This is a genomic window from Mesorhizobium metallidurans STM 2683 (genome assembly GCF_000350085.1).
GTDB lineage: Bacteria > Pseudomonadota > Alphaproteobacteria > Rhizobiales > Rhizobiaceae > Mesorhizobium > Mesorhizobium metallidurans.
This window is the reverse complement of sequence record NZ_CAUM01000144.1, coordinates 13,508-37,463: the sequence shown is the minus strand read 5'-3', so window position 1 is coordinate 37,463 and position 23,956 is coordinate 13,508. Positions and strand designations below refer to the sequence as shown.

23 protein-coding genes are annotated in these 23,956 nt (G+C 59.3%); 8 read left to right on the top strand and 15 right to left on the bottom strand.

Translation table 11 applies throughout. The features are described from left to right. Position 1 precedes the first annotated feature (1 nt). From MESS2_RS24815 to MESS2_RS24795, 5 genes are all read right to left on the bottom strand, one after another. Positions 2-742, bottom strand: coding sequence for an amino acid ABC transporter ATP-binding protein (locus MESS2_RS24815; RefSeq protein WP_008877297.1), 741 nt, complete (start codon positions 740-742; stop codon positions 2-4). A 175-nt stretch (positions 743-917) separates the two neighbouring features. Then, entirely contained in the window at positions 918-1,484 is a 567-nt protein-coding gene (locus tag MESS2_RS24810) for a peroxidase-related enzyme (RefSeq protein WP_008877296.1), read from the bottom strand. After that, positions 1,481-1,963 (bottom strand): CMD domain-containing protein, encoded by a 483-nt coding sequence (locus tag MESS2_RS24805; protein ID WP_040593953.1) that lies wholly within the window; start codon positions 1,961-1,963, stop codon positions 1,481-1,483. Before MESS2_RS24805 ends, MESS2_RS24810 begins: the two co-directional genes overlap by 4 nt. Beyond that, on the bottom strand, positions 1,960-3,429 hold the full coding sequence (locus tag MESS2_RS24800; RefSeq protein ID WP_008877294.1) for an NAD(P)-binding domain-containing protein: 1,470 nt from the start codon (positions 3,427-3,429) through the stop codon (positions 1,960-1,962). Before MESS2_RS24800 ends, MESS2_RS24805 begins: the two co-directional genes overlap by 4 nt. Then, positions 3,426-4,397 carry a LysR family transcriptional regulator gene (locus MESS2_RS24795; protein ID WP_008877293.1) on the bottom strand — a complete coding sequence of 324 codons (972 nt, stop codon included), beginning with the start codon at positions 4,395-4,397 and terminating at the stop codon, positions 3,426-3,428. The genes MESS2_RS24800 and MESS2_RS24795 overlap by 4 nt, the downstream gene beginning before the upstream one ends. A gap of 233 nt (positions 4,398-4,630) precedes the next feature. Here MESS2_RS24795 and MESS2_RS24790 point away from each other — a divergent pair, with 233 nt between their 5' ends. Next, positions 4,631-5,701 carry an NAD/NADP octopine/nopaline dehydrogenase family protein gene (locus tag MESS2_RS24790; protein WP_008877292.1) on the top strand — a complete coding sequence of 357 codons (1,071 nt, stop codon included), beginning with the start codon at positions 4,631-4,633 and terminating at the stop codon, positions 5,699-5,701. A gap of 135 nt (positions 5,702-5,836) precedes the next feature. Here MESS2_RS24790 and MESS2_RS31485 read toward each other — a convergent pair whose 3' ends face one another. Both MESS2_RS31485 and MESS2_RS24785 read right to left on the bottom strand, forming a co-directional pair. Then, positions 5,837-6,067, bottom strand: coding sequence for a hypothetical protein (locus MESS2_RS31485; protein WP_008877291.1), 231 nt, complete (start codon positions 6,065-6,067; stop codon positions 5,837-5,839). Positions 6,068-6,299: 232 nt separating this feature from the next. After that, entirely contained in the window at positions 6,300-7,229 is a 930-nt protein-coding gene (locus tag MESS2_RS24785) for a LysR substrate-binding domain-containing protein (protein ID WP_008877290.1), read from the bottom strand. Between the two features lie 101 nt (positions 7,230-7,330). Here MESS2_RS24785 and metC point away from each other — a divergent pair, with 101 nt between their 5' ends. From metC to MESS2_RS24765, 4 genes are read left to right on the top strand one after another with little or no spacing between them, the layout of a single operon-like run. Continuing rightward, positions 7,331-8,536: a cystathionine beta-lyase gene (gene metC / locus MESS2_RS24780; RefSeq protein ID WP_008877289.1), complete on the top strand. Its 1,206-nt coding sequence runs from the start codon at positions 7,331-7,333 to the stop codon at positions 8,534-8,536. A gap of 28 nt (positions 8,537-8,564) precedes the next feature. Continuing rightward, positions 8,565-9,599: a transporter substrate-binding domain-containing protein gene (locus tag MESS2_RS24775; RefSeq protein WP_008877288.1), complete on the top strand. Its 1,035-nt coding sequence runs from the start codon at positions 8,565-8,567 to the stop codon at positions 9,597-9,599. A 41-nt stretch (positions 9,600-9,640) separates the two neighbouring features. Beyond that, positions 9,641-10,756: an amino acid ABC transporter permease gene (locus MESS2_RS24770; protein ID WP_008877287.1), complete on the top strand. Its 1,116-nt coding sequence runs from the start codon at positions 9,641-9,643 to the stop codon at positions 10,754-10,756. Further along, entirely contained in the window at positions 10,753-11,862 is a 1,110-nt protein-coding gene (locus MESS2_RS24765) for an amino acid ABC transporter permease (RefSeq protein ID WP_008877286.1), read from the top strand. The genes MESS2_RS24770 and MESS2_RS24765 overlap by 4 nt, the downstream gene beginning before the upstream one ends. 318 nt (positions 11,863-12,180) lie before the next feature. Here the strand turns inward: MESS2_RS24765 and MESS2_RS24760 are convergent, their stop codons facing one another. The 7 genes from MESS2_RS24760 to MESS2_RS24730 form a co-directional block, all read right to left on the bottom strand. Beyond that, complete coding sequence (locus MESS2_RS24760) at positions 12,181-12,375, bottom strand: hypothetical protein (RefSeq protein WP_244440085.1); 195 nt, start codon at positions 12,373-12,375, stop codon at positions 12,181-12,183. Positions 12,376-12,510: 135 nt separating this feature from the next. Then, a complete protein-coding gene (locus MESS2_RS24755) occupies positions 12,511-13,257 on the bottom strand; it encodes a VWA domain-containing protein (RefSeq protein WP_008877284.1) in 747 nt (248 codons plus the stop codon). A 13-nt stretch (positions 13,258-13,270) separates the two neighbouring features. Next, positions 13,271-14,278, bottom strand: a complete 1,008-nt coding sequence (locus tag MESS2_RS24750) for a hypothetical protein (protein ID WP_244440084.1) — start codon at positions 14,276-14,278, stop codon at positions 13,271-13,273. A gap of 79 nt (positions 14,279-14,357) precedes the next feature. Then, entirely contained in the window at positions 14,358-15,017 is a 660-nt protein-coding gene (locus tag MESS2_RS24745; protein ID WP_008877282.1) for a TerD family protein, read from the bottom strand. Between the two features lie 66 nt (positions 15,018-15,083). Further along, entirely contained in the window at positions 15,084-16,259 is a 1,176-nt protein-coding gene (locus MESS2_RS24740) for a hypothetical protein (protein WP_008877281.1), read from the bottom strand. Positions 16,260-16,335: 76 nt separating this feature from the next. Then, positions 16,336-16,650 carry a ferritin family protein gene (locus tag MESS2_RS24735; protein ID WP_008877280.1) on the bottom strand — a complete coding sequence of 105 codons (315 nt, stop codon included), beginning with the start codon at positions 16,648-16,650 and terminating at the stop codon, positions 16,336-16,338. Between the two features lie 259 nt (positions 16,651-16,909). Further along, positions 16,910-18,007 carry a cell wall hydrolase gene (locus MESS2_RS24730; RefSeq protein WP_244440083.1) on the bottom strand — a complete coding sequence of 366 codons (1,098 nt, stop codon included), beginning with the start codon at positions 18,005-18,007 and terminating at the stop codon, positions 16,910-16,912. A 661-nt stretch (positions 18,008-18,668) separates the two neighbouring features. On the opposite strand from MESS2_RS24730, the gene MESS2_RS24715 reads away from it, so the two are divergent. The 3 genes from MESS2_RS24715 (at position 18,669) to MESS2_RS34005 (ending at position 22,460) form a co-directional block, all read left to right on the top strand. Beyond that, a complete protein-coding gene (locus MESS2_RS24715) occupies positions 18,669-21,401 on the top strand; it encodes a heavy metal translocating P-type ATPase (RefSeq protein ID WP_008877277.1) in 2,733 nt (910 codons plus the stop codon). Between the two features lie 70 nt (positions 21,402-21,471). After that, positions 21,472-22,203 carry a cytochrome c biogenesis CcdA family protein gene (locus MESS2_RS24710; protein ID WP_008877276.1) on the top strand — a complete coding sequence of 244 codons (732 nt, stop codon included), beginning with the start codon at positions 21,472-21,474 and terminating at the stop codon, positions 22,201-22,203. An 83-nt stretch (positions 22,204-22,286) separates the two neighbouring features. Then, the gene (locus MESS2_RS34005) at positions 22,287-22,460 is read left to right on the top strand and encodes a hypothetical protein (RefSeq protein ID WP_008877275.1); all 174 of its coding nucleotides are present in this window, start codon (positions 22,287-22,289) and stop codon (positions 22,458-22,460) included. 490 nt (positions 22,461-22,950) lie between these two features. Here the strand turns inward: MESS2_RS34005 and MESS2_RS24700 are convergent, their stop codons facing one another. Next, complete coding sequence (locus MESS2_RS24700; RefSeq protein ID WP_051069165.1) at positions 22,951-23,913, bottom strand: endonuclease/exonuclease/phosphatase family protein; 963 nt, start codon at positions 23,911-23,913, stop codon at positions 22,951-22,953. Positions 23,914-23,956: the final 43 nt, after the last annotated feature.

The window sequence follows — 23,956 nt, the reverse complement described above, 5'->3', positions numbered from 1 at the left end:
CTTATTGGAGTGAGTGTTCGGAATTGAGGAATTGGGCGAGCCGTAGGCTGGATGGTGAATCGAAGATCTCAGTTGGGCTGCCATCGGCGGCAACGACGCCCCGATCCATGAAGATGATCCGGTTGGAGATGCTCTTTGCAAATTGCATCTCATGGGTCACCAGGAGTGAAGTGATCCCGGACGACGTGACGTCCTTGATAACCTTCAGGACTTCGCCAACCAGTTCAGGATCCAACGATGATGTCGGCTCGTCGAAGAGCATCACATCCGGCCTAACCGCCAGCGCACGTGCGATGCCGGTGCGCTGGAGTTGGCCACCCGACAGCTGGGATGGATAGCTGTCCTGCTTCGAGGAGAGGCCGACCCGCTCGAGCTCTCTAAGCGCGATTTCTCGCGCCTCTTCCCTGGATTTGCGCTGCACCACAACAAGCGGATCCATCACGTTCTGAATGACCGTCATGTTCTTGAAGACGTTGAATTGCTGGAAGACCATTGCTGTGCGCAACCGGATCGCCTGGATCGCGGTTTTGTCGGCATGCTGGTAATCCATCTGGATCTGATCGAATGCTATGGTCCCGGATGACGGTTTGGCCAGGTAGTTGATGCACTTCAGCAGCGTGGTTTTACCCGTACCGCTAGGGCCGATGATCGACGCCACATCGCCGCGTTTCACCGAAAGATTGACGCCGTTCAGGACCTGAGTGCTTCCGTAGGACAGCCTTATATCTTTGAGTTCGAGCATTTCTGATTGGTGTCCTTTATTTCTTAGAAGAGGGACAAGCAGCCAGAGAAGTTGGAAGATTGCAGAGCAGCCGATAATTCATGCGCATTTTGGTTCCCTTTTATTGTTATGAGCCACCAGTTCGGCTGGCTCTTATTAGAGACACCCGGCCCGGGTGCGGTGACGATATGCAACTTCATTTCCCGGTCTCCGCATGGCCGAGAATGTGCATCAGCCGGTTTGCCCAGCCGAAGATCGATATGGCGTGGATCAGGTCGATGATCTCGGCGTCATCCATGCCGACGGCGCGAAGCGCGGCGATATCGTCCGCCGTTGCTTCCGACGGGGCCGCCGACAGGCGACGGGCAAAGCTGTAGATCGCCGCATCGCGTGGCCCGAGCGCTTCGGGTCGGTCGAGATAAAGTGCGGTGACCACATCATCGCTCCTGGTCAGCTCCGCGTGCCGGCGGGCATGAACAACGGCGCAGAATTTGCAGCCATTGACCATAGAGGCACCCAGTGCGCCAAGCTCGCGATCGGAACGGGCAAGCCCGCCTTCGACGTACATGATCGCGTTGAACAAGACCGTGCGAGCGAGATAGCTCTCGGGATCATGTACAAGGGTGCGCACATACTCCGAAACTTTCTTGGCGGAGGGCGTGACCTTCATCGCTTCGAGCTGTTCCGGCGTGGCCTCGGATAGCTCGACCGGTGCGATGTAGGGGTGCCAAGTTAGCGGCTTCAGGCGCACCGAGGAAATCATGCCGACCTCATCAATCGCAAGCCGGTCGCGACCCGCGTCTGGAAATTGACGAAGGCAATCAGTTCGGAGAGCGCGACGATCTGGGGACTGTTCAATCCGGCCTGTGTGAGCAGGGCTATGTGGCTCGCCTCAGCCTTATTCGGCGTCAGCGTGACCAGGTCGACATGCCGGGCGATAGTCGCCAACGGTTCTTCCAGATCCGTTTCGCCGTGAGCCAAGGCCCGAAGCTGCTCTGTCGGGTCAAGCTGAGCCAACTGCGTGTCATACTCGTCCAACAGGGCCGCATCGGCATTCAGGGCGGCCATGCGACGGGCAAGAGCAACGCGCAAATTCGGCGCCAGCCCCTGATCGTTTGCCGGCTTCAGTACGGAGAGGCGACATTCCTCCGCCCCCTGCACGAATTCCGGCCGAAACCGCCTCGTACTGAAAAGGGCATCGTCCGGTGAAATACCCGCGGCCTTGTCCATAGCGTCGATCACAACGCGGCCTCCTTCTGAAGCAAGGGGGTTGAATCGACCCATTCGTCGCCCAGAAGTTCGGGGGTGTCGTAGGCGATCAGATTGGCAAAGTGGGTTTCGACATCTTCAGCAAAAAGCGATGCGGCAATGCCGCGGACAAGACGGTCGGCACCGGCACTGACGGCCGGGATATCGCCGGAGACCTTGCCGTGGGTCAGCATTGCGGCATCGTTGAAGCAGTGGATATGCGCCAGCATCGGGCAGGAACCGGGGACGCGTTCGCGAAACTCGAAGGCAGGACCGAGATCAGGGGCGTCCGACATACCTGCACGCAAAAGCCCCATATCCGGCGTGTATCGACCATCCGACCAGGTGCGGATATGCGGGGCGATCGCAGCAAATTCCGAACGGCTGTTGAAGTCATTTGAAAAGCCGGTTGCAGCGATCAGGAAATCGTAGCGCATCGGTCCCTGCGTGGTTTCGACCAGCAGGCTTCCCGTATCTTCCCTTACCGCGACTATGCCGCAGTCAAGAAAGAACCGAGCATTGGGATGGCGAGACACGCGAAGCGTCGACGAACGCGGAGGCGGCGTTTGGGTTGAGGCGGTGTAGTCGAAGAATTTCCACTTCCAAGCATCGGGGACGTGATGCATGCCAAGGACGACACCCTGGCTGCCTATGCCGGTCAGCTTGTTGATGCGTGGCATTTCCTTGCGCCGGATCAACATGTCTACCGAGCCGGCGCCCGCCTCGAGGGCCGTTGCGGCATTGTCCATGGAAGAGGCACCGGCGCCGATGACCGCCACACGCTTACCTTTCAGCGCGTCGAAATCGATCTCGTCGGCAGAATGGGCCCAATAAGCGCGATCGATGCCCTTGAGGAAATCGGGCAGGGCAAATCCGCCCAGACCGGACCGACCTGTGGCCAGAACGAGATGACGGGCGAGAACCCGGCCCGTTTCCGCGCCCTCGATATCGATCGCAATCAGATCACCAACAGGCGCGAGACCTGTCATGCGCACGCTGTTGCGCACCGGCAGCGCCAGGACCTTGCGGTACCAGACCAGGTAATCCATCCACTGGCCCCTCGGGATTTTGTCCAGCGCCCGCCAGGCCTCAACGCCCCACTGTGCCGTGAACCAGGCACGGAACGTCAACTGCGGCAGGCCGAGGGACGGACCGTGCAGGGTCTTCGGCGACCTGAGCGTCTGCATTCGGGCAAACGTTACCCATGGTCCCTCGAGCCCGGCCGGAGCCACGTCATAGGCGACGACATTGGTGATCCCGGTCAGCACCAGCTTTGCCGTGGCAGCAAGTCCGCACATGCCGGCGCCAATGACCACGACGTCGCGGACCGGGGCACCGTCATGAAAGCGCTCGGGGACCCAGGACTTGGCGGGCAGCTCAAGAAAGTCGAGATCCTGCGCAAGCTGTGCTTCCAACGCAGCAAGACCTGTCGACATTGGCGCGGTGGGGGTATGCTTCATATTCCCGTTCCGTGATTTGTGCCCGATGCAGGATCGGTCACCAATTGGCCAGCTAAAGCCGGATCGAGTTTCTTGAAACCGACGATCGACCGCTCAGCCACCGCTTCGACCGCATCCATCAACGCCTGCGCGACTGGACGAAGGGGACGTTTTTCGGCAGCCACAACGCCCCAATAAAAGAGAACGGTTACGTCGATCGGGCGAATGACGACCCCAGGCAGGGCCACGCCATAGGCCGTGAGGGGATCAATGACAGCAGCAGCACCAGTCCGGCGCACGATCTGCAAAGCGCCGTATGCGGTATTGGTCCGGATGACTGGGCCTGTGTCGATGCCCCTGGCCGCCAGTGCCCTGGAGACATGCAGCTGAAAGCGCAACGGGTTGAGCAAGGTGGCGACGCGGCGACCGGCAAAAGCGGAAAGCGGTATGACATCAAGTTCAGCCAGCGGATCGTCCTCCCGCACGGCGGCAACATCAGGCGCCGAATAGAACCGCAGGACATCCAGACCGGGCGTGTCGAGCGGCAGGCTTGAAAACCCGATCTCGGCACGTCCGCTGCGCACTTCCTGGGCAACGATCGAGGGAAGAAACTGCCCGAGATGCGTCTCGTGGGGAAGCTCGACACCGTTGAGCTCAGCCATGGCCGTCGGGATCAAGCCGGTGCCGATCGCAGAGGTCGTGACAATCTGCAGGATCCGCCCCCGGCCGGCGGCGATCATCTTGGCGCGCGCCGCGAGTTCGGTGAAGGACATCAGCAGTCGCCGCGCTTCCTCCTCGAAGGCGACACCCTCTTCTGACAACTGCACCCGTCGGCCGACCCGGTGCAGCAATTCGAAGCCAAGCTCCGCCTCGAGCTCCTGAACGGTGCGTGTCACGGCAGGTTGGGAACGCCCGAGCATGTCAGCAGCCTTGGTGATGCTGCCGCTGGCAGCAACCGCAAGAAAGGTCTGAAGGTCCCGGGTTTCCATTCTCACCCTACATGCGCAATCCGTATGATTGACATCGTCTCATTCGTTTTTGATATATGTCAAGCGGAAACGAATATTCGTTACGGCTTTGTGCGTTTGCCGGCTTCACAGCCGGGGTCCGACCGGAAGCGGCCGATGACGACAGGCGCGGCTCCCACTTGCGGAACCTTTGAAAAATGGGAGCTGACGACGGCAATGTCCTCGACCCTAAAGCCTGCAACAGGAGGAATGTCATGCGCGTGAGTATTCTGGGCGCCGGAGCAATTGCTTATGGCCTTGCCACCTATTTGGCAGAATCGGGACATTCGCCAACGCTTTGGTCACCGTCGGGACAGCGCACCAGGGCTTTGGCTACTGGCGAATTGTTAAAAGCGACGGGTGATATCGAGGCGACGGTGCCGGTGCGCATTGCCAAGGATTGTAAAGATGCCGTCGCCAATGCGGACGTGGTGGTGATTGCGCTTCCGGCTTACGGCCACAAGATGGTAATGGATGCCGCCGCCCCTCATCTGATCGATGGCATCCCGGTCATCATCAGCTCGCATAGTTCGTTCGCGGCGCTATATCTCTCCAAGCTGTTGGCGGAGCGCAAGGTCAGGTTGCCGATCGTCGTTTGGGGCACAACGCTCTTGACCGGCCGCCAGCAGGGACCAACGGAAATCCACGTTACCACCGTTCGCCAGAGGCTTGATGTTGCAACGGTGCCTTTCAGATCCCAGGAAGAAGGGTACGGGCTTTGCAAGGCCTTGTTCGGCGATCGTTTCGTCAAGCGCGACGGTATGCTTGCGATCGCGCTCAGCAACCTCAATCCGCAAAACCATCTGGGAATTGCGCTTCTTAATCTGACACGCATGGAAAAGGCCGAGCGATGGAGCCAGGGGGGCAACGTCACCCCTGCCGTTGGCCGCTTTATCGAGGCTCTGGATGCCGAACGGTTGGCCATCGCTGCCCATTTTGGCATCGCCGTTCGCACCGTCAAAGAGCATTTTTCATTGTCGTTCCATGTTCCGATGGGAACCGTTTCGGAGATGAACCAGGAGATGGACCGCCAAGGCCGAGGCGGCTTTGGTCCGACAACCATCGAAAGCCGCTATATACTCGAGGATGTTCCGTTCGGACTGCTGCCGACCGTACTATTGGGGAAGACCACCGGGAATCCGGCAACACTCCACCAGTCTGGAATTTCAATATTGTCGGCTGCTTATGGCCGCGATCTCAAGGCAGACAATGATATTCTTCCTGCTCTCGGGATCGATGGGCTGTCGGACGTGGACCTCGCGGACCTTTCGCGAGAGGGATTCTGACCAGGCTCCGCGGAAATGCTGAGCCTAGTCAGACGTGGTGCCGGTAGGAGATGGAGGGTCCGGGGGGAGGTCAGGGCGGACGGTCGCCCGACGCGAGGGGGCGACATCGAGCCGCCACTGGCGGCTGCAGGAAATTCAACGAGCAGTCCTTGGATATGTAGACTTCTTCAAGGAAGTAACGAGCAAAATAATCGCCGCTCGTGCGAAGAACCACGGTAATGTCCTGGGCACCGCGATTGCGCCAAAACCAGCCGTGATTGCCTTCGAAGCAGCTTCCAGCGTGCCTTGGCTTCCCGGCACGCCGCGTCCCTTCTCGTACCTGATCGACTGGCCGCCACCCTCGCCATGCATGTCGAAATTCTTCACGCCGCCATCGACGGTCCAGGAGTAGCTGGCCCTGGCTGCCAGGGCGCATCACTATTTTTACTTCCGCTCCCCGCTGGGCGTACTGGCGTAGAAAATACCACCATCGTGGCACATCGCGATGCAATCTGGAGAGGGCGGCAAGCACCCTCTACTTTGCCAGATCAGGGCATTCTCAAAGTCGCAAAGCGGACGGTAGCCGAACAATATTGTAGGTTAAAGCTGATCCCGATCACTACAAATGTCTATTCGGGTCATATTTTCTGCATTCTTCCACAAGTTTATCGCGTTCTTGAACCAGATCGGCAGAAAATTCGTCCACGAGTCTGGATCTCGCTCTTTGTGGTGGCAGGATCTGCAAGGTGATGAATTTGACGGTGGGAATTAACGGGCGGGCAACAAGTCCAGCTTTTTCATAGCCCTCCGAGACATAGCTGAGGACGTTGGCAACACCTACACCGGCTCCTTCGATCGCAAGCTGGCAAACAGTGGCAGAGAACTGCGTTTCCACGATCATACGCGGTGAGACATCTGCGGCAACCAGATGACGGTCGAGCTGTTTGCGAGCGGTATCCTCGGGCGCGAGACAAATCAGGCGTTCCTGTTGTAGATCGTGTGGGCCGACGAAGCGTTTTCCCGCCAGAGCATGATCTTGGCGAAACACGCACACGCCGTAACTTTCAATGAAGGGTTCGGCGACCAGATTGGTTATATCGATCTCATTCGCACAAAGCCCGAAGTCGAACAAACCACTTGTCACCAAATCGCGTACGGCTAGCGAACTGGCGATCTCAAACGTTATCGGTACATCAGGACGGCGCTTGAGATACTTCGCGATTACGCGCGGCATGAAGCTCAAGCCCAAAGCGGCTGAACTCGCCACCTTGAGCGAACCTGTTCCCACTTCGCGAATACGCGCGGCTGCCTGCCGCAATCGATCAAGTCCAGCGTGGGCTGCCTGAACCTCGCGATAAAGAAGGAGAGCTTCCGGCGTTGCGTTGAGCCGCGGGCCAGACCGTTCGAACAATTTGAGTTTGGTCGTGTCCTCAAGCCTTCTCAAGCCTCGACTGACCCCAGGCTGCGAGATTCCCAACAAGGCCGCAGCCCTCGTGGTCGAGCCCGTCTTCATGACGGCGCTGAATATCTCGATCAGGGCGAGATTCATGCAAAACCATTATAACAGAAATGAATAATTCGATGATCACTATGCATTTGTGATGTGATTGTCGCAAGTCTACTCTTCGAATGAGACGAGAGTTTTCCGGGATGCACGACGATACAAGATGCCTAGGAACAGACGATGCCATTGCGGCATCGGGCTTTCAAAGCCTGTCCTTTCCGGTTTACCGCGGGTCCACGGTCGTGTTTCCGACAGTGGAAGCCTATCAACGCCGCCGTGAGAATTTCTACGATGGCTATTCCTACGGGCTATACGGCACCCCGACGTCAAGGGCTCTCGAAGCCCGGATCGCTTCACTTGAAAATGGGACCAAGACTCTGGTCGTTCCGTCAGGTCTTGCCGCAATCGTGCTGACAATTCTTGCTGTGGCGAAAGCTGGCGATCAAGTGCTGATACCGGACAGCGTGTATGACCCTGTAAGGACGCTGTCGGATAACTTCCTGTCATTTCTCGGAATTCAAGCCAGCTACTATGACCCGTTGATCGGCGGCCGCATTGCCCCGCTGCTCAACGAGCGCGTCAAGCTGGTTCTGGTCGAATCTCCTGGTTCGGCAACGATGGAAATCCAGGACATGGCGGCAATTGCAGGGGCCGCACAGGCAAACGGTACGCTCGTAGCGGTCGACAATACATGGGCCACTCCGCTCCGGTTCAAGCCTCTCGAGAGAGACACAGACTTCTCTATAAGCGCAATATCGAAGTATTTCGCCGGCCATTCCGACGTGCTTATGGGCTCGGTCACCGTCCGTGATGAAGCGCTCTACCGACGCCTTCGGGATGTATCGCGCTATCTTGGCTATGGCGTTTCCCCGGAAGATTGCGCGCTCGTCTTGCGCGGTATCGAAACCCTTTCCGTTCGGCTCGATCGAGTTGAAGCGAATGCCTTGAAGATTGCAAAGTGGCTTGAAGGGCGCCCGGAGGTCGTCAAGGTTCTTCACCCGGCCCTTCCGTCCCATCCTGGACACGCCATCTGGCAACGCGATTTCTCCGGATCGTCGGGCCTGTTTTCCGTGATTTTGCAACCCTGGACGCGCCCGCAACTTGCGCTCGCGATCGAGGCATTGGAGTTTTTTTGCATAGGGGCAAGTTGGGGCGGCACGAAAAGCATCGTTGTGGTGATGGATCCGCCTCCGGTTCGCACAGCGACAAGAACGGTTGAGCAGGGCCCACTGCTCCGCATCAGCGTCGGGCTTGAGCACGTCGATGATCTGCTTCTCGATCTGGAAAAGGCATTTGGGATGCTGGAACCGAAAGCCGAACTTTTCGAACCGCCTATCCGGCTTGAGATCTGACTATCAAACCAAGAAAGGGGAACAAGACATGCAATTCAGGAAATTCAAATCGGCAGCGGCAGTCGGCCTCGGCATCGCAGCCTCGGCCCTGTTCGGAACGCCGGCGGACGCTCAGACGGTCGTCAACAAGATCAAGGAGCGCGGTTATGTTAGTTGTGGCGCGAGTCAAGGCGTGCCAGGCCTCTCGCGGCCAGACGAGAAAGGCTACTACCGCGGCTTTGATTCCGACATTTGTCGCACCTTTGCCGTCGCCATTTTGGGGGGCAAGGACAAGATCCGTTTCGTGCCGCTCAACGCAGGCCAGCGGTTCTCGGCGCTGCAGACGGGTGAAATAGACATCCTCTCCCGCACCTCGACCTTGACCTTCACGCGCGACACGGTCGTTCGCTTCGTATGGCTCACTCTCTACGATGTTGACGGACTTCTGGTTCGCAAGGCCGACAATATCAAGGATCCAAAACAGCTGGATGGCAGGACCGTGTGCTTGCAGGGGGGCGGCAGCCTGACCGAAAAGGCAATCCAGGAGACCGAGGCAGAGTACAACATAGCGATGGAGAAAGTTTACTTCGACTCGACGATCCAGGCTCGGGATGCCTTCTTCGGCGGGCGGTGCGACAGCTATGTCACGGATGGGACTGCTGCTGCCGGACAACGTGCTACTGTCGCCAAAAACCCGGATGACTACGCAATCATCAGGGTCGGGAGTACTGTCGAGCCGAACGGAGTTGCCATCGCGCGCGGCGACGATCAGCTATTCGACATCGTCCGCTGGACGGTCAACGCCTTGCTTTGGGCCGAGGCCAACGGGATTGACTCAAAAAACATCGACGAGAAACTCAAGACGGGAAGCGATGAGGTGAAACGTGTCCTGGGAGAGGAGCCCGGTTTCGGCAAGCCAGTCGGACTCGATGACAAGTGGGTCTACAACGTTATCAGACAGATGGGTAACTATTCGGAAATCTGGGACAACAACCTCGGCAAGAACAGCCCCCTGAAGGTTGAACGCGGTATGAACGCCCTCGCCAAGGATGGTGGTTTGAACTACCCGCTTCCGTGGGATTGATTATGGGAACCGTACGAGGGGCATAAAGTAAGGAGGGCCAGATGCTCAACGACGCGAAGGCTCGGGCGATTGCTATCCAAGGCGTTCTGGTACTCGCCCTCGTCGGGCTTACGGCCCTTCTCTTTACCACGACGATCACCAATCTCGAGGCTCGGGGCATTCCGATAGGGTTCGACTTCCTTGCCGCGCCGTCAAGGCTCGTGATTTCCGAATCTGTCCTGCCATATGTACCGCGTGACCCTTACTACTGGGCGATTGTCGTCGGAATAGCGAATACAATCCTTATCTCGACATTGGTCATCGTCTTTTCGTCGATCATAGGTCTGATCCTGGGAATCGCGCGGCTGAGCAGCAATCCGCTCGCTTCAGGGACGTGCAAGGTGTGGGTCGAGGTGGCGCGCAACACACCTCCCATCGTCCTACTCATCTTTCTCTATTCCCTATGGTGGAAGGTTCTTCCGCCGATCGGTCAGGCCGCCAATCTTGCGCCCGGCGTCTATGTGTCGATGCGCGGCCTGGTAATGCCGGCCGTCAATATCAGCATGCAATCAATCGGATGGGCGCTCCTTGGGCTTGCTGGCCTGCTGATCGGCGCGCGCCTGTTGCGTGCATTCGTTGCGCGAACGCTATCGCTTTCGGTCCTTGCGCTGATGAGCGCGGCAGCACTCGGCCTGTGGGTGGCAAATGCATCGATCCAAGTCGAATGGCCCGTCTTTACAGGCTTTGGTTTCCGGGGCGGGATCGCGCTGACGCCGGAATTCAGCACGATCCTCATCGGTTTGACGATCTACACCAGTGGGTTCGTTGCTGAAATCGTTCGCGGCGGCGTGTTGGCCATCGGCAAAGGTCAATGGGACGCCGGCCGCTCACTCGGTCTATCCCAAACCCGGATATTGCAACTGATCATCATTCCCCAGACGTTGCGGATAGTCGTGCCCCCGCTTAACAGCCAATATATCAACGTCGTCAAGAACTCGACGCTGGCGATCGCGGTAGGGTATCCGGATTTCCTGGCGGTCATGAACACCACCATAAGCAAGTCGAGCCACGCGATCGAAGGCCTGTTCATCATTCTCGGCGTCTACCTCGCGCTGAACCTGACCTTGTCGGCGGTGGCCAATTGGTACAATCGCCGTATCGCGATACAGGAGCGATGATCGTGAAACCACTGTCAGCGGAACTTGCCGGGCAGCCGATGCCTCCATTCGCATTGGCGGCGCTGACGAACAGAGCCCGCGAAACGGTCAAACTTCTCTTTGGCTCGCCGCTCAATGCAATGCTCACCCTGATATTTGGCGCGGGCTTGTTCGCCGTGGTGCCTCCAATGACGCGTTGGCTGGTTTTGGACGCGGTCCTGTTTGACCCTGATCCCAATGCCTGCCGGGCTGCGTCCGGCGCGTGCTGGAGTTTTATCCATGCAAAATCCGGTCAGTTGCTTTTAGGCATCTACCCTTTTGACGAACGCTGGCGTCCAGCTCTCGTGTGTGTGTTGATCATAGCACTCCTCGGCTGGTCCGTTCGGCCAGCGAGTTGGAAACCGAGACTGTTGGCGCTCTGGGTTGTAGCCCTGATGCTTGTCGGGTGGCTGATGGGGGGCGGATTCGGACTGGCGAGTGTTCCCACATCGTCCTGGGGCGGACTTCCAGTGACACTGATTCTGACTGTTGTCGCCATCGGAGTCGCGTTTCCGGCCGGTATTCTGTTGGCGCTTGGTCGCCGTTCGACGACGATGCCGGCCATGCGAATTGTCACAGTGGCCTTCATTGAAGGAATTCGCGGGCTGCCGCTGTTGTCTATCCTGTACGTCGCCTCGATCATGTTGCCTCTGTTTTTGCCGGACTATCTTCTCCCTGACAAGTTCGTCCGCGCGTTGATTGCCTTGACCCTGTTTGCTTCTGCCTATTTGGCCGAGGTGATACGGGGTGGACTGCAAGCGGTTCCAACCGGGCAAAATGAGGCAGCCCAGGCTCTCGGCCTGTCGTTCTGGCAGACGCAGCGACTTGTGGTCTTGCCACAAGCCATCCAGGTCGCGATCCCAGCTTTGGCAAATACAATCATCGTGATGATCAAAAACACCAGCCTGGTGCTTGTGGTTGGGCTGTTTGATCTCATCAGTTCGGGTAAGGCGACGCTGGCCGACCCTGCCTGGCCTTCTCCAGCGGCAGAAACGTTCCTGTTTGTTGGCGCGATCTTCTTTGCGCTTTCCTTTTCCTTCGCCCGATTTTCCGACTTCCTGGAACGGCGTGCCCGGGTCCGTTATTGAGAGGGTTGCATCACAATATCCATCGCGAGCCATTCCAGTCTTCAGCACATATCTCGGAACGATGAAGTCGCTGCCTGGAGGCGGCTGACGGATCGGTCGCGCCCGGCCTTGCCGCACCGGCAGATGGCCGAGATTGACCCACATGTTGGTGCTTGTGTTAGCAGTTGCCGCGCCGTTGATGAGCCGCAACGGCCAATCCACAGGTCGGCTTGCGAACAGTCCGTGCAAGGTCTGCGACTTCGACCGCTTGTGTCCGGGCGAGGAACAAAGGGCGAAATCGCGCGTTGCTTTGGGCTGCTTAAAGGTACGACGAGCACGTCAACCAAGGAGGAAACGATGCCGCAGGAAAAACCCGGGCAACATCACGATCATCCCGGCCACAAGCCTGGCGATCTCGACCAACACGGCCATCGCGACAAGGCTGGTCAGAAGGAGGACAAGGCTGGTCGAAAGGAAGTCGTCGGCGAACACCACGATCATCCCGGCCACAAGCCTGGCGATCTCGATCAGCACGGCCACCGCGACAAGAGTGGGGCGGCCAAGAAGTAGCTTTTGACAGGTTGAATTCTATGCGGCTTCTCGCATTTCGCGGGGAGCCGCATTTGTCAGTCGAGCTGGCTCTGACTCGACGCGCCCGATACCCGGCCGTCAGGATCGGAGCCATTGCAGCAATTCGGATCCAAGAAGCTGCGCGTTCAGTTCCTCGTCGGACAGGTCCACGAAGCTGTCGAGATCTCTCACGATCACGACGCCGGTGTTCTTAAAACGCTTCGCGATGGTGTCGAGGAATTTGAATTCGACGGTGTGCTCGCAGGCTCCCATGAACAGGAAATACACCTGGTCGCCGCGCTTCTCGGAGTCCTCCAGAACGCGCATGGTCCGTTCTTCATCTGACGGGTCGTTCTCGCCGTCGGTGACGAAGATGACGACCGACCGCTTCTTTTCCAAAACCGGCGCCTCCCTGGAAATTCCAAGGAACCGGCTAAGGAAGCCTCCCGTCTCCTCGCCCGGCAGCCAGCCGAAATGCTGCAGATTGCGCTCCAGTACGTAGCTGTATGTGGTTCCGCCCTTCCAGCCAGGCACTTTGTCGATCACGTTGCGAACGATGTAGTTCTCGCAATCGTCCGGCGTCACAGTCCCGACATGGTGGACGTGCGCCTTGCCGTTGCTGAAGCTGAAGACATCCACCTTTCCGTCGGGGTCGAGCACCATGCCGTAGGGCACCAGCCGTGCGACGAGCTTGCTTGTGGTGCCTTCCTCGTGCTCGTGCTCGAAAGACCCGGAGACATCCATATCGAAGATCAGTTCGGCCTTGATGTCCGCCGCGACGCCCGCCTTGTCGAGAGAAAGACGCAGCGTTTCCGCCGACTTCTTGAGGTTGAGTTGTAATGTCATGGCCGAACGGTCCTCACTCTTTGAGTTGCTGCAGGATGTTTCGAAGCTGATAGGCAAGTTCGCCGGCTTCGGTCGGCGTCAGCTTGCGGTTGCTGTCGAGCATCGTGGTCAGCGCCGCGATGCTTCCCAAGAATCCGGGAACCATGACGAGCGCCACATTCTGGATCGCCCCGATGAGCCGCAGCGGCTGCTCAATCTGCACTTCGCGCATCGATGCGCCGCTACGGATCTGCGCCACGGTCTGTGTCAGGCTCATGCCGCGCTCCAGGAACCGTTGCGAGAGCGGCGGCCGGCTTGCGCGTAGGTGATCCGAAAGGAAAGACGCCGCGAGTGCCGAGGCTTCGGCCTCGTCCCCAATGTCCTCGATCCGGCGCGCATGCTGCTCCAGCGTCTCCTTGAATGACAAGAGCTGTTCGAGTGCCTCGCCCATCAGCCTTACCAACTGGTCGAGCTCTATGCGCGCCGTGTCAAGCTCGCCGGCCGTATCGATCCTGCTGTTCGTCTTCTTGAAGTACTGGCCGAAAACTCCCGCCCTCGAAGGGGCGCCGCAGACGGCCTCGATGTCGATCGAGCCGAGGATGTCGGTCATGCGGCCGACATAGCCCGTCGACCTCTTGAGCACATCCGCCTGCGAGAGCTCGAGCGTGCGTGACACCAGATCGCTGTAGTCCTGCTGGAGGCGATGACCCCAAAGCACCGCCTGCCTGTCCCGCGCGCTTTCCACCACAAATGACTGGATCAGCCGGAGCGTCTGTTCCAGCACGGCAGGTTTTGCTAGCGGCGACAGTTTTTTGATATCGGAAAGCTCGGCGGCGATCCGCTTGCGTTCCACGCCGGGAATTACCGTTGGCCTAGCCGCCAGCCGCGTTCGCGCGGGCGCTTCAGCCTCCGCCGCAGTCGTGCCGCGGGCTCGGGTGCCGGCGGGCGCTACCACGGTAGGATCGGCGTATGCGTCAGGCTGGGCGGCTTTGCCGCCCTCGGCCTTTGGCGTCCGTGTCCGCGCGGTCGGCGGAATGATCACCGTGGGGCGAAGCCTGCCCTGGTCGCTGTCTGGCATGGTATCACGCGAGGGAGGGGCCTTGTTCCGGGGCATCGCTGTCTTAGGAGAAGTGCGTGAGAACGTCGTTGAAGGTGCCGTTGAAGCCACGGCCTACGGCTGCGTATTCCCAGCCATTGGGGCCGAGCAATATGCTGCCCAGTTGGACGACATTGAATTCCTTGAATTCGTCCGACAGCTTGTAAGCGCCAAGTTGCTTGCCGGCGCTGTCCGACAGCGTGATGGTGCAGACGTCGATGTCGCCGAACGCCGCTTCCTCCTCCGCCTCTTCGGCGCCCTGCTCGGTCTCGTGGCTGCCTCCATGTTCGGCTTCGTGTACCGTGACGAAGATCGGTATCTCGTTGACCCCCGCCGGCAGCTTGGAGCCGTCAATGACGACGGTTTCGGAGTTGTTCTGCACTCTCCTGTCGCCGCTGTGGAGGAGTCCACCGCTGGGCGTCTGGAACGATCCGTCGGGGTTTGACGGCAAGGCGCCCTGTGGGTTCATCCGCGTGGTGTTGTAGGTCGACAGCACGCTGGCAAGTTCCGTTACCTTCGCGCCGTTCCCGTCACTTCGCGCCTCGAGAGCATGGACGTCGACATCATCTGCGTGGTCGGCATCGCACATCCACTCGACCTTGACGGTGAACTGCGCACCCTTGTTGAGGGAAAGGCTTAGCTTCGGCGTCGCGGCGCCGGGCTTTTCGAGGGAGAGGGTCAGCATGCTCGTGAAACTCCTGTGATTTGACTGCTTCCATGCTTGACGCGCAGGGAAGTCGGTAGGCGCCGGTTACCGCGACGAGAGGGCCGCGAGTTCCTGCCGGGCCGCGGCGAACTTTTGCCGCGCCTGCTCGAACTTCTCCTCGGTCGATTTCTTCGCCGCCGCGACGAGACCGTGGATCTCGTTGGTGGTGGCGATGATCTGCTCGATCTGCTGCGCCTGAGCGAGGCGGTTGTCGCCTGGCGCCTGCGCGGCGGTGACGGCCACGTCCTTCAGGGCGCGGCCGCGCATCTCGGTCAGCTGCTTGTCGAGCTTGGCCTGGCGGCCGGCGAGTTGCTGCACGCTCTTCACCGCGAACGCGCCATGGATCGACAGGAGCGTCATCTTGATCGACGCGAACCGCGACGCCACCGTGGTGGCGGTTTCCTGCAAGGTCGCTATTCCGGCCTGCTCGATCTGCTGGATCACCAGTTGGTCGGCCGGCAGCCGCGTGTAGGTGCCTTCCAGCGCCAGCGCGCGGCTCTCGAGCAGCCGCAATCTGTCCTTGAACTCCATCATCTTGGTCTGCGCCACGGGATCGGCCGGATTGAGCCGCGCCTCCTCGTCGGCGACATAGGCGCGCGCCTTGTCCAGAAAAGCGCGGGCGACGCCCGCTGCCACGGTGAAATCGCTGAAATGATCGCCATAGCTCTGCTTCAGGGCGTCGAGCGCCTGCAACTCGCCGAACAGCTTCTGCATTTCGCCGGAAAGTTCGCCTTCGAGCTTCATCATCCGGTCGGCGAGCGTCTTGGTTCGTCCGGTTATGAGGTCGCCGATTTCGGCAAGAAATTCCGCCGCTACCTCGTCCGGGCGCTTGCCACGAAATTTCCCCAACAGGGAACCCAGGAAACCCGGCTTTTCGCCGTTCTGCAGCTTGTCGAGGATTTCCGGGAGATCGGCATCCTCGACGCCCTGTTCGAGCCGGCCGAACAATGCGAAGACGGCGGCCGCGCTGTTCTTGTCGAGCCGCGTCAAGAAGCCGTCGAGCGTCCGCTGCAACGCCTGCTCGGCCTCCAGGCCGATCTTGATGACGTCGCCCGACTGCATGGCGGGAAAATCCAGTTTAGCCAAAGCCTTCTCCGCTTCCGGCACCTGCGCCGGGCTGAGCACGATGGCGCCCGTATTCATCGCTATCGCGGGAATACTCCCTTGCAGCGGCTCGCCAGTGAGAAGGTTGCGAGATGAGCCGATGGTTGTCGGTTTCATGAATGAGATACTCCTCCAAGATACATTGCTTGCGATCGTGGGAGCGAAAGCGGCGGTATGAGGTGCCGCGCGGGCATCAATCCACCTTCTTTTCTCCGGCCTCACCGCGTTTGACGATGTCGCCCGTCGTAAACAGAATAGCTTTGAGTTCGGTGCGCCAATCCTTATTCTTGCGCAGCAGAAACTCGAGATTCATGCCGAAATGCTTGAACTCCTCGGTTTGCGCATTCTTCATAATCGCCCGCGCGGCCGTATCTTTTTCGACAGAGATGCGTTGTTCATACCAACTGATGGCTTCTGCCTCTTCGATCAGCGATGCCATCATGCGGGCAAAGGTCCGTATCTCGTCCGGTAGCTCCTCAGGCGGTTCATGATACTGATCAAAGCCCATTATTCCGTTCCCACATAAGCTACGAGATTTTATCCCAGCGGACCCGGCGATCAAGGTGAGGTCAGGTCAAACATGACTACGCTTCAAAAAGCAATATTCCTAATCGGAACAGCGCCCGCAATCTCGCTTGGCGGCACAGTTTTTGTCCTGGTCCTAGACCGCCGGGGCTTGGCCGTATAGCGAACGGCCGAACGAAAGACGTTTCCGCAGTACCCAGAACCGGCAGCGACCACGACCTCTCCCGTGGCTTTGCCTCTTCTTAACTCAAGCCTCCCCCGAAGGTTCGATAAAAGAGATGTGAGCCTATCCGGGTCATCTTCTCCATAGCGCGAGCCCAGCCCGGATTCACATATGATGCGTAGTAGTGCGTCGACGAGGCGACGTCGGGAAGGAAGATTTTCCCTGCGGCGACGGCCATGGCGACGTCTCTGGCCAGACCATAAGCGGCTTTGTCCGTTATCCGATCCGCAATGCCGTCACAGGCGAAGGAAAACTGGCAGCGATTGAACCAATCGTCGTTCTGGTAGACGACTTTGCAGACAGTATTCGGGTATGCGGGATTGCGTACCCTGTTGAGGATCACCTGCGCAACCGCAGCTTGCCCCCTGGCGCTTTCGCCCCTCGCTTCGAAATAGACCGCCGTCGCGAGGCAACGCTGTTCTGTCTTCGAGAACACGCTTGCCGGGAGAGGCCGCCTCAGCCAATCATGATCACCCTTTGCAAGCGGCGGAATGAAGCGGCCGCTCCCGTCGTTGGCATCTTTCAGCAGGCTGTCAAATGGCGAGGTTGCCTCGTGATACGGGTCTGTCGGGGCATAGGCGGTCGCAAGGACGTCAGCCTGGTCGCTGGTAACCAATTCAGCCAATTTGGCCGGCACGCCGGCGTAGCGATCATCCTTTCTGCTATGGAATATGGCGGCGCCGCCGCCATCGAGGGGCGTTGAAAGGGCCGCATCCAGGCCCGGCCGGAGAGTCACACTTTGCCAAATCGGAACAAAATTCGCGGAGATCGTCTCGATTGGCGGATCCGCGACCGCATTTGGTATTCGTGGCTGCCTGTCGTCGCGGCCAGTGCCGGCTTCATCCAAGGATTGTCTCAATCTTGCCGTTTCGCCGCGAAACCCGACCGATCGCGATACCCTGGTGTCCGCGACAATCCCGCGCAGAATAATCGGAACTGGAAGATCCACCCGATGGGTGTTTGTCCAGTTGCCGAGGCGAAAGACCCATCCCGGGGTGCCTGTGCCATCCACTTTCGAATCTGGCAAACCCCGCAGCGCAGCAAGGGACGGTACGGCGAATAGGGCGGACAGCCCGCCGGCGATCAATGCAAGCGGAAAGCACGCCAGACAAAGCAATGTCAACAGCCTCAGGCGGCGACCAGGTTGCACGCTTACCCCCGAAAATCTGTACCTGGTTCAGCAAAATGAATTGTTAACCTTGATACCTGGTTAACGCCGCCGGCCTTATGGGGTCGCGGCCTCTGCGCCAGCATTAGTCATCGAAATCCATCGAGCATGACTGAAATTTACGGGCTTGAATCTCTAGCTGCTTGAGATTGCAGAATAGGGTCGCGCGAGAGGACGAGATGATCGATTCCAGTTTTGTGGACCAAGGTGCGAACTGTCCGGACGAACAAACCGACAACGCGGCGAGACGTTCTATGGCATCGAAGATGTCTCGATTTCGTCGAAACGCTGACGGCCGAGCGTCTCTCGCAAGTAAAGCAGACGTGAGCTCGAACTTCAGAATTGCCTGCGACGACGTGTCGGTTCCAGCCATCAAATCCGCATGTCGATTGAACGCATGAACCAGGATATTTGCAGCCGACCCAGTCTCGACCGTGGCAAATCGCGGCTGGCCATGGTGATGGTTATGTTCGGAATCTTATCGGGTGCCAAGCTTACCTTTTTGGGCTTCGTGCCTATGGAGACGGAAAAAACGCTTGCTCCTCTAGCTGCTAGAGGAATTAGTTGGCGTTGACTAGGAAACGCAAGAGCATTCGGAAGGCGTAATGCGATGAATGAAGCTGTTCTCAAAAGCCGTTACCGGGTAGCGGGCATGGATTGCGCTGCCTGCGCGAAGAAAATCGATACGGCTGCACGGCGCATTGACGGCGTCGCAGACGTCGCGGTTTCAGTTACAGCTGGAACCATGACCATCGACCATTCGCCAAAAGCGGATATGGAAAAACTCGCCAAGCGCGTGGAGAGCCTGGGCTACAAAGTCGCCCCGCTTGCCTTGGCGCAGGTGAAGGCAACTGCCGGCGCGGCGCCGAAGAGCGAAGGCGCGAGTTGCACCAACCCCGATCACCATCACGATCATGCTGGCGATGATCATTCGGATCACGACCACGTTGATCAAGACCATTCAGGCCACGACCATTCGGATCATGATCATGCCGGCCATGATCATGCGTCGCATGGCAAAACGCTGGAGCAGCGGGCAAATGCGGCCGGCCTGATTGCAGCGAACGCAAACACGATCTTGCAAAGCCGTTACCGGGTAGCGGGCATGGATTGCGCCGCCTGCGCGAAGAAAATCGACACCGCGGCGAGGCGGGTTGAAGGCGTCCAGGATGTTTCGGTTTCGGTGACCGCCGGAACCATGACCGTCGATCATTCGTCGAAAGCGGATATGGAAAAGCTTGCCAAGCGCGTCGAAAGCTTGGGCTACAAGGTCGCCCCAATTGCGTTAGGGCAGGCAGAAGCTGTTGGCGGTGCGGCGCTCAGGAGCGATCCCGCAAACTCCATCGACCTCGATCACGATCATCTTGGCCATGACCATTCGGATCACGACCATTCGAGTCACGACAAAGGCAAGAAGGCCGATGTCCAGGACGGCGCGGTGGCTGGCCTTCATGGCCACGATCACGGAAGTGAGGAGGGTCCGTGGTGGAAGACCTCGAAGGCGCGGCTGACGATCCTGTGCGGTCTCGCGCTCGCCGCGGCGTTCGTCCTCGCCAAACTTGTTCCGGAAACCGCGCCATGGGCGTTCATCGTCGCTATGGCGGTGGGACTTATCCCGATCGCGCGGCGCGCGATCATGGCCGCCCTCAACGGGTCGCCGTTCACCATCGAAACACTGATGACGATCGCCGCCGTCGGCGCGGTCATCATCAATGCCAGCGAGGAAGCTGCTGCTGTCGTTTTCCTCTTCCTGGTTGGAGAAATGCTCGAAGGGGTGGCCGCTGGCCGCGCCCGTGCCAGCATCACGGCACTCGCGTCCTTGGTGCCGAAGACCGCGCTGCTGGAGGTCGACGGAAAAACATCGGAAGTGCCAGCTGAGAGCCTTGCCGTCGGCTCAACCATACTGGTGCGCCCCGGCGACCGCGTTCCTGCCGACGGCACGATCATCTCCGGCGAAAGCTCGATCGATGAATCCCCAATGACGGGCGAGTCCGTGCCGAAACGGAAGCTTCCCGAAGATCAGGTTTTTGCCGGCACGATCAACCAGGATGCGCCGATACGCGTCAAGGTAACCGCAACTGCTGCGGACAACACGATCGCGCGCATTATCCAACTGGTCGAGAAGGCACAAGAATCGAAAGCGCCGACCGAGCGGTTCATCGACCGCTTTTCAACCTACTATACGCCCGCCGTCATGATCGTCGCAGCGCTGGTTGCGATCGTCCCGCCGCTCGTCTTTGGCGGCTTATGGAACGAGTGGATCTACAAGGGCCTCGCCATCCTCCTGATAGGTTGTCCTTGTGCGCTGGTCATCTCAACCCCTGCCGCCATCGCGGCGAGCCTTTCGGCCGGTGCCCGCAGGGGATTGCTGATGAAGGGCGGGGCGGTTCTGGAGACCCTTGGCAAGATCACCAAGGTTGCGTTCGACAAAACCGGCACGCTCACCGAAGGTAAGCCCAAGGTCACCGATATCGTTGCGGTCGGGCGGACCGAAGCCGAGACGTTGGCACTGGCGGCCGATTTGGAGATCGGATCCAGCCATCCGCTCGCGATGGCCATTTTGGATGAAGCCAGGAAGAGGGATATCAATCCCACTTCCGCCAGCGAGGCAAGGGCCATAGGCGGCGAGGGCATCGTCGGAAAAGTGGGCGGCGTTGAACTTTTCTTTGGTTCGCCCAAGGCGGCAGAAAAGCGCTGCGCGCTCACGCAGGATCTGCGGGATCGCATCGCCAAGCTCAATGACGAAGGAAAGAGTGTCTCGGTGCTGCTTGCCGGCAGGGTGGTCGCCGGCGTCATCGCCATGCGCGACGAGCCGCGCGAGGACGCCAAGGAGGGTATTGAAGCGCTGAAACGCCTCGACGTCACTGCTGTGATGCTGACCGGCGACAACAAGCGTACCGCCGCTGCCATCGCCAAGAGTCTCGGTCTCGAACCCAGGGCCGAGCTGCTGCCGGAGGACAAGCAGCGCATCGTCGGCGAATTGCAGAAGACCGGACATATCGTTGGCAAGGTGGGTGACGGCATCAACGATGCGCCGGCGCTCGCCGCTGCCAATGTCGGCATCGCCATGGGCGGCGGAACCGATGTCGCGCTGGAGACCGCTGACGCCGCTGTTCTGCACGGCCGGGTCAAGGATGTCGCCAACATGATAGCGCTGTCGCGGGCGACCATGAGCAACATCATGCAGAACATCACAATTTCGCTCGGGCTAAAGGCGGTGTTCCTGGTCACCACAGTCATGGGGATAACCGGCCTTTGGCCGGCGATTCTGGCCGACACCGGGGCGACGGTCATTGTCACGGCGAACGCAATGAGGCTCCTGGGCTGGCGTGGGCTGAAGTGATCGCATCGGAGACCCCGGCGCATTGGGAGCCCGCGCGGCAAGCAACCGCGACTTCGGGCGGAGCTGAGAAGTGGTAGCGATCGAGGTCTCGGCTATAGGGTTGGCAACCGCCGCACTGGCCGGTGCGATTTCGTTCGTTTCGCCATGCGTCCTTCCTCTTGTCCCCGGATATCTCTCGTTCGTATCGAATGGGGTCGATCCGTCATCCACCCGCATGATCGACCGCCTTCGCGTGACATGGCCGGCGCTGTGGTTCGTGGCGGGATTTACGACTGTCTTCGTGTTTCTCGGACTTGGCGCGCAGGCACTGGGCGGTTTGTTTATCCGCTACAGCGCCGAAGCGAATCTGGTCGGCGGGGCATTGGTCATCATGTTTGGATTGTTGATGACCGGCCTGATCAGAATTCCGGTCCTCATGCAGGAATTTCGATCGCTGGGCCCGAATTCGGTCTCGGGGCCGCGCAGCGCCTATATGCTCGGTCTTGCCTTCGCATTTGGCTGGACGCCCTGCATAGGCCCCGTTCTCGGTTCCATCCTGACCGTCTCGGCGCTCTCGGCGGGCAGTGGCGCCGTCCTCCTCGCTGCTTATGGTCTGGGTCTGGGCGTGCCATTTCTGCTCGCAGCGCTGTTGTTCGCCAACATGGCGGCGGCGCTGAAGCGACTTCGGTATGCCGGGCATGTCCTCAACGTCGCAGCCGGCGGCGTGATGATCGTGATGGGCCTTCTGATGATGACCGGCCAGCTCCAACTGATCGCGTATTGGTTGCTCGAGCGGTTTCCCGGCCTTGGCTCAATCGGTTGACCGGCGTATCGCTACTTCGACAGAGGTTGCGAAGGCCCAAGGTCTGAGTCGTTGCTGAAAATCCAATCGGGAAACAGCCAGCCATGCAATCGCTGGGAATGACGACCCTGATCTATACGCTCATTCCTGTAAGCGCCGCGATCATAGGCGCGGCGATCGCAGCCTATCGCCGTCCGGGGCCGATCGTCGTCAGCGCAATCCAGCATTTTCGCGGCAGGCGTGGTCTTTGCCGCGGCAGCGGGCGAAATCTTGCCTGACCTCAAGCATGCAGGTTCTGTGGTACCGGTCGCGATCGGGGGCACGATCGGTGTGATCGTGATGCTCTTGCTCAAGAGCATCGAGGAACGCATGCAGGGACCGCTTGGTCTCACGACGATTATCGGCGTCGAGAAAATTCGCGCGTCACCGGAGGGAGCGGCGGCGCAGAGGAACCGTAGCCGACCTCCGCGCCAAGAGCAAAGATCGAGAACTTTTCCAGATGCCGCTCCACCGACGACAGTCGGAACGGGACGAGGGCGCTGGGACGGCGCAACACTAAGCGCCATCATCGCAGGCCGCATGTGGACAGCCTCTACCCCTACGGTTCAGCCCGAACTGGTCGTCGGGCTGTGGACCGCTCTGAATACACGCGGCAGGTTTGAAGCTTTGGGAGCGGCGGGCCAAGCATCAGACTGCCGACCCTGATATTCCCAGCTCGGCCTTTGGCAACGTGGCCTTTATGGGATCTGCCGTCGATCGCGCAATCCGTTATCGAATGGGCAGCGTCAACTCCGCGAAGATTGGAACATGATTTGAACCAAACTTCGGGCCGGTGGCGTAGGTCGTAAGCCCGATCCCAGCCGAGACGGCAAAATGATCAATGGGCGTGCCCAGCGGAACGAACGAACCGTATCGAGTGCTAAACCTTGTTGGGGAGGGCCACCTGCCGGATTCAGTTGATAGCAATCCCGTCGCAGAAAAGAAGTCGCGGAAGAACGGCGACCAGTTCGGCGCGTTCCAATCGCCAACAACAACGATATTTGCTTGCGGCGGCTCCTTGCGAATGACCTCCGCCAGCAGGGCGAGATAGGCGTTGCGCTGCCGCCATTGCCAGGGACGGCGGGGTGTATCCGGATGAACCGCGTATACGATCACCGTTCCTGCTGGCGTGGCGATTTCAAATCTGACGGGATGGCGTACAAGGTCTGGGTAGCGGATTTTGTCGGCGACAACCTTTTCCGAGAGGATTGGAAACCGGCTCAGAAGCTTCATGTCATCCCGCAGATTGAGGTCGCGGTTGCTGTCGAAGGGAAGCCCAGTCGATTTCAGCAGCGCGTTCTGCCAAACCGGTAGGGTCTCCTCGGTCACAATCAGGTCCGGCCGCTGCTGGGCGATATAGGCCTCGAGACGCGACGTGTCGGGGTTCTGGATGTCGATCAGGAGATTCGCCGACATGATCCGGAGGGGGAAGCCGGGTGCCGGTCGCGCCGATTGCGGCAAAACCAGCATCGGAACCACGGCGGTGAGTGCGCACAACGCGGCGGCGAGCACAGCTATTCTGCTGCGAAAGCTCAGACACAGCACGGCCAAGAGCAAACCGAGCACAAGCAAATGCGGACGAAAGAAATTGATCAGGTCGGCCGTCCAGAATTGACGGCCGCCGAAGAAACTGGCGCCGGCGCCAAGGGCGAACAACATGGCGAAGGCAACGCTTAGCGATTTGAAACTCAAAGCGGCTCCCAGCGTCCAACGAATGCGGGACAGTTACAAGCTC

What these genes read in the sequence shown, in the direction of transcription:
- MESS2_RS24755 (WP_008877284.1), bottom strand. Translation starts at nt 13,257, where the DNA reads ATGACATTACAACTCAACCTCAAGAAGTCGGCGGAAACGCTGCGTCTT.
- MESS2_RS24735 (WP_008877280.1), bottom strand. Translation starts at nt 16,650, where the DNA reads ATGGGCTTTGATCAGTATCATGAACCGCCTGAGGAGCTACCGGACGAG.
- MESS2_RS24785 (WP_008877290.1), bottom strand. Translation starts at nt 7,229, where the DNA reads ATGAATCTCGCCCTGATCGAGATATTCAGCGCCGTCATGAAGACGGGC.
- MESS2_RS24715 (WP_008877277.1), top strand. Translation starts at nt 18,669, where the DNA reads ATGAATGAAGCTGTTCTCAAAAGCCGTTACCGGGTAGCGGGCATGGAT.
- MESS2_RS24815 (WP_008877297.1), bottom strand. Translation starts at nt 742, where the DNA reads ATGCTCGAACTCAAAGATATAAGGCTGTCCTACGGAAGCACTCAGGTC.
- metC (WP_008877289.1), top strand. Translation starts at nt 7,331, where the DNA reads ATGCACGACGATACAAGATGCCTAGGAACAGACGATGCCATTGCGGCA.
- MESS2_RS24745 (WP_008877282.1), bottom strand. Translation starts at nt 15,017, where the DNA reads ATGCTGACCCTCTCCCTCGAAAAGCCCGGCGCCGCGACGCCGAAGCTA.
- MESS2_RS24795 (WP_008877293.1), bottom strand. Translation starts at nt 4,397, where the DNA reads ATGGAAACCCGGGACCTTCAGACCTTTCTTGCGGTTGCTGCCAGCGGC.
- MESS2_RS24740 (WP_008877281.1), bottom strand. Translation starts at nt 16,259, where the DNA reads ATGAAACCGACAACCATCGGCTCATCTCGCAACCTTCTCACTGGCGAG.
- MESS2_RS24800 (WP_008877294.1), bottom strand. Translation starts at nt 3,429, where the DNA reads ATGAAGCATACCCCCACCGCGCCAATGTCGACAGGTCTTGCTGCGTTG.
- MESS2_RS24770 (WP_008877287.1), top strand. Translation starts at nt 9,641, where the DNA reads ATGCTCAACGACGCGAAGGCTCGGGCGATTGCTATCCAAGGCGTTCTG.
- MESS2_RS24790 (WP_008877292.1), top strand. Translation starts at nt 4,631, where the DNA reads ATGCGCGTGAGTATTCTGGGCGCCGGAGCAATTGCTTATGGCCTTGCC.
- MESS2_RS34005 (WP_008877275.1), top strand. Translation starts at nt 22,287, where the DNA reads ATGCAATCGCTGGGAATGACGACCCTGATCTATACGCTCATTCCTGTA.
- MESS2_RS24765 (WP_008877286.1), top strand. Translation starts at nt 10,753, where the DNA reads ATGATCGTGAAACCACTGTCAGCGGAACTTGCCGGGCAGCCGATGCCT.
- MESS2_RS24775 (WP_008877288.1), top strand. Translation starts at nt 8,565, where the DNA reads ATGCAATTCAGGAAATTCAAATCGGCAGCGGCAGTCGGCCTCGGCATC.
- MESS2_RS24810 (WP_008877296.1), bottom strand. Translation starts at nt 1,484, where the DNA reads ATGATTTCCTCGGTGCGCCTGAAGCCGCTAACTTGGCACCCCTACATC.